The organism is Actinomadura roseirufa (genome assembly GCF_900659635.1).
GTDB lineage: Bacteria > Actinomycetota > Actinomycetes > Streptosporangiales > Streptosporangiaceae > Spirillospora > Spirillospora roseirufa.
The window spans coordinates 1-5289 of sequence record NZ_CAACVB010000399.1 but is presented as its reverse complement, the minus strand read 5'-3'; the positions used below and the strand labels follow the sequence as shown (position 1 = coordinate 5289).

The 5289-nt window shown below is 77.1% G+C and carries 1 protein-coding gene; it reads left to right on the top strand.

The genetic code is table 11. The features are described from left to right. Positions 1-5289: type I polyketide synthase (locus E1291_RS38735; protein WP_131743004.1), on the top strand; the 5289-nt coding region annotated here is incomplete at both ends.

The following is a 5289-nucleotide window of genomic DNA, read 5'->3' as shown; positions in this document are numbered from 1 at the left end:
GGCTCCGCGCGCACGCGGCGGCCGATCCGGGCCTGGACCCCGCCGACGCCGGGCACGCGCTGGCCGCGACCCGCTCGGCGTTCGGCCACCGCGCGGTGGTCCTCGGCCGGGACGGCGGGACGCTGCTGGAGCGGCTGGAGGCGGTGGAGCGCGGCGCGGAGGCGCCCGGGGTGATCGCGGGGAGGGCGGCCGGAGGCGGCGTCGCCGTCCTGTTCAGCGGGCAGGGCGGCCAGCGTCCCGGCATGGGCCGCGAGCTGTACGCCGGGTACCCGATCTTCGCCGCGGCCCTCGACGAGGCGTGCGCCGCGCTCGCCCCGCACGTGGACCGTCCCCTGCGCGAGCTGATGTTCGCCGACGCCGGGGAGCCGCCGGACGAGCCGCCGCTGGACCGGACCGAGTACACCCAGCCCGCGCTGTTCGCCCTTGAGGTCGCCCTCTACCGGCTGGCGGAGTCGTGGGGGCTGCGCCCGTCCCACCTGATGGGCCACTCGGTGGGCGAGATCGCCGCCGCGCACGCGGCGGGGGCGCTGTCGCTCCCGGACGCCGCCGCGCTGGCGGCCGCGCGGGGCCGGCTCATGCAGTCGGTCACGGCGGCGGGCGCGATGGCGGCCTGGCAGGCGACCGAGGAGGAGGCCGCCGGGATCCTCGCGGACCTGGACGGCCGGGTCGGCGTCGCGGCGGTCAACGGGCCCGCCTCGCTCGTGGTGTCCGGCGACCGGGACGCGGTGCGCGAGGCGACGCTGGCGTGGCGGGGGCGCGGGCGCAGGACCAGCGTCCTGCGGACCAGCCACGCGTTCCACTCGCCGCACATGGACGGCGTGCTCGGCGAGCTGCGGGCCGTCGCCGCCGGGCTGTCGTTCGGGGCGCCGCGGATCCCCGTCGTCTCGAACGTGACCGGGCGGCCGGTGACGGCGGAGCGGCTGGCCGATCCCGGTTACTGGGCCGAGCACGCCCGCCGGGCCGTGCGGTTCATGGACGGCGTGCGGTGGATGCGCGATGACGGCGCCGCCACCTTCGTGGAGCTGGGCCCGGACGCGGCACTGGTCCCGATGGCGCGCGAGTCCCTCGCGACCGGGGGACAGGAAGACGGGGAGCGTCCGCGCCCGGCGGTCGTGGCGGCGCTGCGCCGCGGCCGGCCCGAGGCGGAGACCTTCGCCACCGCGATGGCCGAGGCGTACGTGCGCGGTGCCGACCTGACCTGGGACCACGCCTTCGGTGAGGGCCCGCGGCGGCGCGTCGCCCTGCCCACCTACGCCTTCCAGCGCGAGCGTCACTGGTTCGAGCCCGCCGCGAACCCGCCCGACGTCCCCGGACACCCCACCGCCCAGGAACGAACCCCGCAGGACACGGAGCCCGGCGCGCACGACGAGCCGGATGGCACGAACGCGCCGGACAGCGCGCCGGGCGGCGCGGGCGCGGGTTCCTCGTTCGAAGAGCGGCTGAGCGGGCTCACCGGGGTCGAGCGGCGCCGGGTCCTCGTCGAGACGGTGCGCGAGCAGGTCGCGGCCGTTCTCGGGCACGTGGGGACCGCGGCCGTCGACCCCGGCCTGACGTTCAAGGAGCTCGGGTTCGACTCGATGGCGGCGGCGGAGCTGAGCGAGCGGCTCGGCGCCGCGACCGGGCTGGCGCTGCCCGCCGCCCTCACCTTCGACCACCCGACGCCCGCCGCCGTCGCGGGCCACCTGCGTGACCGGCTGGCGGGCGGACGGCCCGCGCCCGCCCGCCGCCACGATGCCCCGTACGCGCCCGGCGAGCCGATCGCCGTGGTGGCGATGGCGTGCCGCTACCCCGGCGGCGTGGCGTCGCCGGAGGACCTGTGGAACCTGGTCGCCGGAGGCGGGGACGCGGTGGGCGCGTTCCCCTCCGACCGAGGCTGGGACCTCGCGGCCCTGTTCGCCGCGGCTCCCGGGGCGTCCGGCACGAGCGACACCCGGGCGGGCGGCTTCGTGGACGACGCGGGCACGTTCGATGCCGGGTTCTTCGGGATCAGCCCGCGCGAGGCGCTGGCGATGGATCCGCAGCAGCGGCTGCTGCTGGAGACGTCCTGGGAGGCGTTCGAGCGGGCCGGGATCACCGCCGCCGCGCTGCGCGGCAGCCCGGCGGGCGTGTTCGTCGGCGCGACCGCGCAGGACTACGGGCCCCGGCTGCACGAGGCGTCCGACGGGCTGGACGGTCACCTGCTGACGGGCACGACGCCCAGCGTGGCGGCCGGGCGGGTGGCGTTCACGTTCGGGCTGGAGGGCCCGGCGGTCACGGTCGACACGGCGTGCTCGTCGTCGCTGGTGGCGATGCACCTGGCCTGCCAGTCGCTGCGCCGGGGCGAGTCCGCGCTCGCGCTGGCGGGCGGGGCGACGGTGCTCGCGACGCCGGGCATGTTCACCGAGTTCTCCCGGCAGGGCGGCCTGGCGCCGGACGGGCGGTGCAAGCCGTTCGCGGCCGCCGCCGACGGCACGGGCTGGGCGGAGGGCGTCGGGCTCGTCCTGCTGGAGCGGCTGTCGGACGCGCGCCGCAACGGGCGCCGGGTGCTGGCGGTGCTGCGCGGGTCGGCGATCAACCAGGACGGCGCGAGCAACGGGCTCACGGCGCCCCACGGCCCCTCGCAGGAGCGGGTGATCGGGCGGGCGCTCGCCGACGCGGGCCTGTCCCCGTCCGACGTGGACGCGGTGGAGGCGCACGGGACGGGGACGACGCTGGGCGACCCGATCGAGGCGGGCGCGCTGCTGGCCGCCTACGGGCAGGACCGCGCCGGGGATCGTCCGCTGTGGCTCGGGTCGGTGAAGTCCAACATCGGGCACACGCAGGCGGCGGCGGGCGTGGCCGGGGTCATCAAGATGATCATGGCGATGCGGCACGGGACGCTTCCCGCGTCCCTGCACATCGACGAGCCGACGCCGCACGTGGACTGGTCGTCCGGCGGGATCCGGCTGCTCACCGGCCCGGTCGGCTGGCCCGGCGGCGACCGGCCGCGCCGCGCGGGCGTGTCGTCGTTCGGGATCTCCGGGACGAACGCCCACGTGATCGTGGAGGAGCCGCCCGCCGAGCCGGAGGCGCCCCCGCCCGCCGAGCCGCCGGTCGTGCCGTGGGTGCTCACGGCGCGCGGGGACGAGGCGCTGCGGGGACAGGCCCGCGCGCTCGCCCACCGCTTGGACTCCGACCCAGGGCCGGCCCCGGCCGAGGTGGGCTGGTCGCTGGTGACGACGAGATCGACGTTCGAGAACCGCGCGGTGATCGTGGGCGATGACCTGCGGGCCGGGCTGGACGCTCTCGCGGTGGGTGAGGCGCACCCGGCGCTGGTGACGGGCCGGGCGGTGGGCACCGAAGCGGTGCTGGTCTTCCCGGGCCAGGGGTCACAGTGGGCCGGAATGGGAGCCGAGCTGCTCGACCGGTCACCGGTCTTCGCCGAGCGGATCGCCGAGTGCGAGGAGGCTCTGGCCCCGCATGTGGACTGGTCGCTGACGGAGGTCTTGCGCGGGGACGGTTCCGAGCTGGCCCGGGTGGACGTTGTGCAGCCCGTGCTCTGGGCGGTGATGGTGTCGCTGGCCGCCGTGTGGGCGGAGTACGGCGTCGTGCCGTCCGCCGTCGTGGGCCACAGCCAGGGCGAGATCGCGGCGGCGTGCGTGGCCGGGGCCCTGTCCCTCCAGGACGCCGCGAAGATCGTCGCTGTGCGCAGCCGGGTGCTCCGCCGCCTTTCGGGCGGCGGCGCCATGGCGTCGCTCGGCGTCGGCGAGGACGAGGCGGCGGAACTGCTCCAAGCGGTCGAGGGTGTGTCGGTGGCGGCGGTGAACGGGCCGTCCTCGACGGTGGTGTCGGGTCCGCCGGAGCAGGTCGCGGCGGTGGTCGCGGCGGCACAGGAGCGGGATCTGCGGGCGCGTCTGATCGATGTGGATTACGCCTCGCATGGTCCTCAGGTCGATCAGATCGCCGACGAGCTGGCCGAGGCGCTGGCCGGGATCGAGCCGCGTAGCGCCGAGGTGGCGTTCTATTCCACCGTCACCGGTGCCCGCATCGAGACCACCCAACTCGACACCGCCTACTGGGTCACCAACCTGCGACGTCCGGTCCGCTTCGCCGACGCCATCGATGCCCTCTTGGGCGACGGCTACCGCGTCTTCGTCGAATCCAGCCCGCACCCGGTGCTGACGCTCGGCCTGGGCGAGACGTTCGAGCGGGCGGACGCGGAGGCGGTCACGGTGCCCACGCTGCGCCGCGACCAGGGCGATCCGGCCCAGGTCGCCGTGGCGCTCGCGCAGGCGTTCGCCGCCGGGATCGACGTCGACTGGACCCGCTGGTTCCCCGCGAACCCGCGCCCCGCGACCGTGGACCTGCCGACCTACGCCTTCCAGGGGCGGCGCTTCTGGCTGAACGGCACGGCCGGAGCGAGCGGGGTGGGCGCCGCGGGGCTCCGCGGCACCGGGCATCCGCTCCTCCCGGCGGCGGTCGAGCTGGCCGACGGCGAGGTGGTGCTGACCGGCCGGATCTCCGCGGAGTCCGCCGGGTGGATCGCCGGCCACACGGTGGCGGGCACGACCGTGGTCCCCGGCGCGGTGCTGCTGGAATGGGCGCTGCGGGCCGCCGACGAGGCCGGCGCGGGCGGGGTGCGGGAACTGGCGTTCATCGAACCGCTCGTGCTGCCCGCCTCCGGTGCCGTCCTGGTCCGCGTGGTCGTGGACCGGCACGACGCCGAGGCGAAGGACCGCGACCGGACGGTGCGGATCCACTCCCGTCCCGCCGGCGGCGACGCGCCATGGACGTGCAGGGCCCAGGGCACGCTCGGACCGCCCGCCGAGCCGCTCGCGGAGGTGGAGCAGGGCGGCGCGTGGCCGCCGCCGGGCGCCGAGCCGCTGGACGTCGCGGGCTTCTACGAGCGCGCCGAGGCCGCCGGGTACGGGTACGGCCCGGCGTTCCGGGGACTCCGGGCGCTGTGGCGGCGGGGCCCCGATCTGCTGGCCGAGGTCGTGCTGCCCGAGAGCGCGGGGGAGCGCGCCGGGTACGGCGTCCATCCCGCGCTGCTCGACGCCGTCCTGCACCCGGCGCTCCTCGATGACCGGGACGCCCCGCCCGCCGGGCACGTGCGGATGCCGTTCGCGTGGGCGGACGTGTCGCTGTGGGCCGGTGAGGCGACGGCGGTGCGGGTGCGGCTGTCTCCCGGAGAGGACGGCGACCTGCGGGTGGCGGTGGCCGACGTGCTGGGCGCGCCGCCTACAGCGAGCTCGCGGCGGCCGGCCTGTCGGCGTTCCGCGTCCAGGCCGCGGCCAAGACCCTCGGCGTCACCGTCTGCCTCGCCGAGAA